The sequence below is a fragment of the Stenotrophomonas sp. P5_B8 genome (assembly GCF_054049855.1).
On the sequence record NZ_JBFULO010000225.1, the window covers coordinates 1 to 5,940 of the forward strand.

3 protein-coding genes are annotated in these 5,940 nt (G+C 68.0%); all 3 read left to right on the forward strand.

What is annotated here, in order from left to right; translation table 11 throughout:
• The first annotated feature begins 87 nt into the window (after positions 1 to 87).
• Positions 88 to 2,658: a DNA mismatch repair protein MutS gene (gene mutS, locus ACXJKH_RS12825; RefSeq protein ID WP_457319778.1), complete on the forward strand. Its 2,571-nt coding sequence runs from the start codon at positions 88 to 90 to the stop codon at positions 2,656 to 2,658.
• 220 nt (positions 2,659 to 2,878) lie between these two features.
• Positions 2,879 to 4,864 (forward strand): acyltransferase family protein, encoded by a 1,986-nt coding sequence (locus ACXJKH_RS12830; protein WP_457319773.1) that lies wholly within the window; start codon positions 2,879 to 2,881, stop codon positions 4,862 to 4,864.
• A 66-nt stretch (positions 4,865 to 4,930) separates the two neighbouring features.
• Entirely contained in the window at positions 4,931 to 5,590 is a 660-nt protein-coding gene (locus ACXJKH_RS12835; RefSeq protein ID WP_457319775.1) for a DUF937 domain-containing protein, read from the forward strand.
• The last annotated feature ends 350 nt before the right edge of the window (positions 5,591 to 5,940 follow it).

Genomic DNA, 5,940 nt, shown 5'->3' on the forward strand with positions numbered 1-5,940 from the left:
ACAATGGTCCATCCGGCGGCCTTCCGGCCTGCCCCCGACGTTGATGGACCCCGCGTGACCGATAAGCAGCCCGAACACACCCCGCTCATGAAGCAGTTCTTCGCCGCAAAGTCCGAGTATCCGGACCTGCTGCTGTTCTTCCGGATGGGCGWCTTCTACGAGCTGTTCTACGACGACGCACGCAAGGCCGCGCGGCTGCTGGACATCACCCTGACCCAGCGCGGCAGCTCCGGCGGTGCGCCGATCCCGATGGCCGGCGTGCCGGTGCATGCCTACGAAGGCTACCTGGCGCGGCTAGTGGCGCTGGGCGAATCGGTGGCCATCTGCGAGCAGATCGGCGACCCGGCGCTAGCCAAGGGCCTGGTCGAACGCAAGGTGGTGCGCATCGTCACCCCCGGCACGGTCACCGATGAGGCACTGCTGGACGAGCGTCGTGACACCCTGCTGATGGCGCTGTCGCGCGGCAAGCACGGCTTCGGCCTGGCCTGGGCCGACCTGGCCGGCGGTCGCTTTTTGGTCAACGAAGTAGATTCGGAAGACGCGCTGGAAGCCGAACTGGCGCGCCTGGAGCCGGCCGAACTGCTGGTACCCGACGAAGAAAACTGGCCGGAGTTCCTCAAGCACCGCAGCGGCATCCGTCGCCGCGCGCCGTGGCTGTTCGATCCCGACAGCGGCCGCCGCCAGCTGCTGGCCTTCTTCAAGCTGCACGACCTCACCGGTTTCGGCATCGACGACAAGCCGCGCGCGACCGCGGCGGCCGGCGCCCTGCTTGGCTATGTCGAGGAAACCCAGAAACAGCGCCTGCCGCACCTGACCGCGATCGCCACCGAAACGGCGAGCGAAGCGATCGCGATGAACGCCGCCACGCGCCGCCATCTCGAACTGGACACGCGCGTCGACGGCGACACCCGCAACACCCTGCTCGGCGTGCTCGATACCACCGTCACCCCCATGGGCGGTCGCCTGCTGCGGCGTTGGCTGCACCGTCCGCTGCGCCTGCGCGAGGTGCTGGTGCATCGCCACGATGCGGTAGCCACGCTGATCGACCGCGGCGCCGATGGCGATGTGCGCGAAGCGTTCCGTGCGCTCGGCGATCTGGAACGCATCCTCACCCGCGTGGCGCTGCGCTCGGCACGTCCGCGCGATTTCTCGACCCTGCGCGATGGCCTCGGCCTGCTGCCGGAAGTACGTCGCGTGCTCGCCCCGCTGGACTCTCCGCGCCTGGTCGCGCTGCACGACGCGCTGGGCTCGCATGACGAATGCGCGCACCTGCTGGCCAGCGCGATCGCCCCCACCCCACCGATGAAGCTCAGCGACGGCGGTGTCATCGGCGAAGGCTTCGATGCCGAGCTGGACGAACTGCGCCGCCTGTCCACCCATGCCGATCAGTTCCTGATCGACCTGGAACAGCGCGAACGCATCAGCAGCGGCATTGCCACGTTGAAGGTCGGCTACAACCGCGTGCACGGCTACTACATCGAAATCAGCAAGGGCCAAAGTGAGAAGGCGCCGGTGCACTACACCCGCCGCCAGACCCTGACCAATGCCGAGCGCTACATCACCGAAGAACTGAAATCCTTCGAGGACAAGGTGCTGTCGGCGCGCGAGCGTTCGCTGTCGCGCGAGAAGCTGCTGTACGAACAGCTGTTGGATACGCTGGCCGGCAAGTTGGAGCCGCTCAAGCAGTGCGCCGCCGCGCTCAGCGAACTGGACGTGCTGGCCGGCTTCGCCGAACGCGCACAGGCGCTGGACTGGGCCCGCCCGGAGCTGGAAACAGCGCCGTGCCTGCGCATCGAACGCGGCCGCCACCCGGTGGTCGAGGCGGTGCGCGAGCAGCCGTTCGAGCCCAACGACCTGGACCTGCATCCGGACCGCCGCATGCTGGTCATCACCGGCCCGAACATGGGYGGTAAATCGACCTACATGCGCCAGAACGCGCTGATCGTGCTGCTGGCCCACATCGGCAGCTTCGTGCCGGCCAGCCGCGCGGTGATCGGTTCGATCGACCGCATCCTGACCCGCATCGGCGCCGGCGACGACCTCGCGCGCGGGCAGTCCACCTTCATGGTCGAGATGGCCGAGACCAGCTACATCCTGCACCACGCCAGCGCGCACTCGCTGGTGCTGATGGACGAGATCGGCCGCGGCACCTCCACCTACGACGGCCTGGCCCTGGCCGATGCGGTGGCGCGCCACCTGGCCTACCAGAATCGCTGTTACACGTTGTTTGCCACCCACTACTTCGAGCTGACCGCGCTGGCCGACGAGCAGCACGAAGGCGGCCCCAGTGGCATCGCCAACGTGCACCTGGATGCGGTGGAACACACCGACAAGAACGGCAGCGAAGCGCTGGTGTTCATGCACGCGGTCAAGGACGGCCCGGCCAACCGCAGCTTCGGCCTGCAGGTGGCGGCCCTGGCCGGCCTGCCACGCTCCACCGTCGCGCAGGCACGGCGTCGCCTGGCCGAACTGGAGCAGCGCGGCGGCGAGAGTCAGGCCGCCACCGTGGCCCCGCAGGCCCTGGATGCACCGCAGCAGTTCGGCCTGTTCAACGCACCCAACACCGCCGCGCAGGACGCGCTGGCCGCGATCGATCCGGACGAGCTGACCCCCAAGCAGGCCCTGGAAGCGCTGTACCGGCTGAAAGCACTGATCTGATCCAGCGCGCCCAGCGCGCGTGGCAGTGGCCGGGGTCATCCAGCGTAGGCATGCGCCTACGCTGGAATGGGCGGTATGACGAACCTGGCTGAACCGCAGGCGCACCTGAACCTCGCACGTGCCCCCACGCACGTTCCAGTTCGGAGGGTGTGTCGCCATTGCCCCTTGCCGGTGCACAACACCCTCTTGATGCTGGCCCGTCCCCGTAACGGTCCCCGTCATGTCCCTGCTCCCAACGCGTCACTTCGGCGCCATCGATGGCATGCGTGCCCTGGCGGTGGTTGCCGTCATCGTTTTCCACGCCAACAAGGCGCTCCTGCCCGGCGGGTTCAGTGGCGTGGACCTGTTTTTCGTTGTGTCCGGATTCGTGATCAGCCAGTCCCTGGCAGCGCGGCCCACCCCCACCCTTGGCCGCTTCCTGCTCGATTTCTACCGGCGGCGGCTGCTGCGGCTGCTGCCCGCGCTGCTGCTGATGCTGCTGGTCACTTTCCTGCTGTCGGCCCTGCTGATGCCACGTGCCTGGCGCAACGAGCAGTTCGACCAGACCGGACTGGGCGCATTGTTGGGGGTCAGCAACCTGGTGCTGGCCTGGCAGCAGGATGGCTACTTCTCGCCGGGCGCCGACCTCAACCCCTTCCTGCACACCTGGACGCTCGGGGTGGAAGAACAGTTCTACCTGCTGTTTCCGTTCGTGTACTTCGTCTGGCTGCAGCACCGCCGGACCCACGCGGCCGCGCGCTGGCTGTTGCCGGTATTGGCCGCGGCGTCGCTGGCGATCGCCGCCGTGCAGGCGACCACCGCGCCAGCATCGGCGTTTTACCTGCTGCCGGCACGGTTGTGGGAGCTGGCCGCAGGCGCATTGTTGTACCAGCGCGTGATGACCCACGGCGCACCTGCGCGCTGGCGGCTGTGGGCGCTGCCAGGCCTGCTGATGGTGGCGCTGGGCTTCGGGTTCGCGTCCCGGTTCTCGTTTCCCTTCCCGGGCGCGCTGATCACCGTGGCTGGCACGCTGATGCTGCTGGCCGCCGCCGCCGCCGACGACACCGACCGCGCACGGTCATCGGTTCTGAGCGGGCTGCAATGGCGGCCGCTGGTCTACATCGGCGTGTTGTCCTACTCGCTCTATCTCTGGCACTGGCCGTTGCTGGTGCTGCTGCGCTGGACCTACGGCATGCAGGGCATCGCGTTGTGGGCCTACCCGGTCGTACTGGTGGCCATCGCCAGCGCCTCCTATCACTGGATCGAAAATCCGGCACGCCGGCGGGGCACACGCCTTCGCACGCGCACGGTACTGGCAATGGGCATTGCCGCCATGGGCCTGTCCGCCACGGGTGCCTACCTGATCGTGCAGCACACCGACGACATCTCGCTCAGCACCACCGGCGACGGCTACCAGTGGCGGCCCTACCTGCATCCCGCCTGGAAACCGGTGCCGCCGGTCGATGGCCCCACCCTCGCAGGTCGGCAGCTGTTCGTCGCCGGCGACTCGCATGCCGCCGCCTACCGGACCATGGTGTCCATCGCCGCGCGGCAGTTGGAGATGGAGTTGCACGTGCTGGAGCGCGGTGGCTGCGGCATCGTCACCTTGCTTGGCACTGCACCGGGCGACTGTAGTGACGCACGCGAACGCGTCCTGGCGCAGATCGAGGCGCAGGCCCGGCCCGGAGATGTGGTGCTGATCGCCTCGCTGCGCATGCCCGAACTGCGCGGCCGCGATTGGCGCCGTGGGCATGCCGTGGTCATGGACGACATCCTGCACGCCCGCAACGCGGACGACGACCGCGMCGCCAGACAGGACGCCGAAGCGGTGCTGGCGCGCCTGGAGGCGCTGCAGGTGAAGATCGTGATCGACGCGCCATTGCCCATCTTCAAGGCCTCCGCGTATCGATGTTCGGATCCGTTCAACCGGATGAATCCGGCCTGCGCCGACGGCCTGACGATGCCCCGCGCGGACCTAGAGCGGCTGCGCGCGCCGCAGATGGCGCTGCTCGCATCGCTCGCCTCGGCGCATCCTGCGCTGCATGTGTGGGATCCGCTGCCGCTGCTGTGCAAGGACAGTACATGTTCGGCGATGGACGGGCTGGATCCGCTGTTCTTCGATTCAGACCACCTGAGCGGGCATGGCAACCGCGTGCTGCTGCCGGACTTCGTCGCCACGCTGCAGCAGATCGCGGTGACGTCGACGCCCTCCGACCGTACCCACTGACCTGCGCCGCCGGCCGGGGCGCCAAGGCCAGGCCGGCGGCCTGAGGCCTTCGCATTACCGTAGTAAATGCAGCGCTATGCTCGGCGCGTCCCCCTTCCTGCTCCGGAGTCCGCCGTGAACACCGAATCACTCGCCGCTTCCCTCTTCCAGCAGCTGCAGCAGGGCCAAGGCCTGCAGCAGGTCTCCCAGCAGCTTGGCATCGACCAGCACCAGGCCAGCGGCGCGGTCGGCGCGGCCCTGCCCCTGCTGCTTGGAGCGATGGGCCGCAACGCACAGCAGCCCCAAGGTGCTGAAGCCCTGCTGGGCGCCCTGCAACGCGATCATGCGCCCGCCGGCGGTGGTGGCTTCGACCTGGGCGGGCTGCTCGGCAGCGTGCTCGGGGGCGGCGGGGGTGGCAGTGCCACCAATGGCGCCGGCATCCTGGGCCATGTGTTCGGCGGCAACAGCGACCGCGCCGCGCAGGGCCTGAGCCAGGCCACCGGTCTGGACAGCAGCAAGACCAGCCAGCTGCTGGCCATCCTCGCGCCCATCGTCATGTCCTACCTCGCCCAGCGCTTTGCCAGCGGCGGCAATCCCGGCCAGCTCAGCCAGGCCCTCGGCCAGGAAGCCCAGGCCGCCAGCAGCGGTGGCCTGCTCACCTCGGTGCTCGACCAGGACGGCGACGGCCAGCTCGGCATCGGCGATTTGGTAAAGCTGGGTGGCGGTCTGTTCGGCGGGAAGCGTTGAGGCCGCCACATAAATAGGCCGCAACTATCACATCGGTTGATTCATTCGAATTTACCGATGGAATAACAATGCTTAACGTGTCCCGCATGCCTTCACGGCACGTCCCGGCCCTCACGCCGGGGCTTGGTGGCACCGCACTCCCTGAGGGAAGGTTGGGCCGCCGACATCGCCATAGGCGCCTGCGCGCAGATGATTCCCCATTCGCTGGTACACAGGTAGATGCCCATGAAAAGCGAAGCAAAATGCCCCTTCAACCACGCCCTGGTCGGCGACGCCACCACCAACCGCGACTGGTGGCCCAACCAGTTGCGCGTGGACCTGCTCAACCAGCATTCCAACCGCTCCAATCC

Coding starts and splice junctions, on each gene's coding strand:
- ACXJKH_RS12835 (WP_457319775.1), top strand. CDS start 4,931: ATGCAGCGCTATGCTCGGCGCGTCCCCCTTCCTGCTCCGGAGTCCGCC.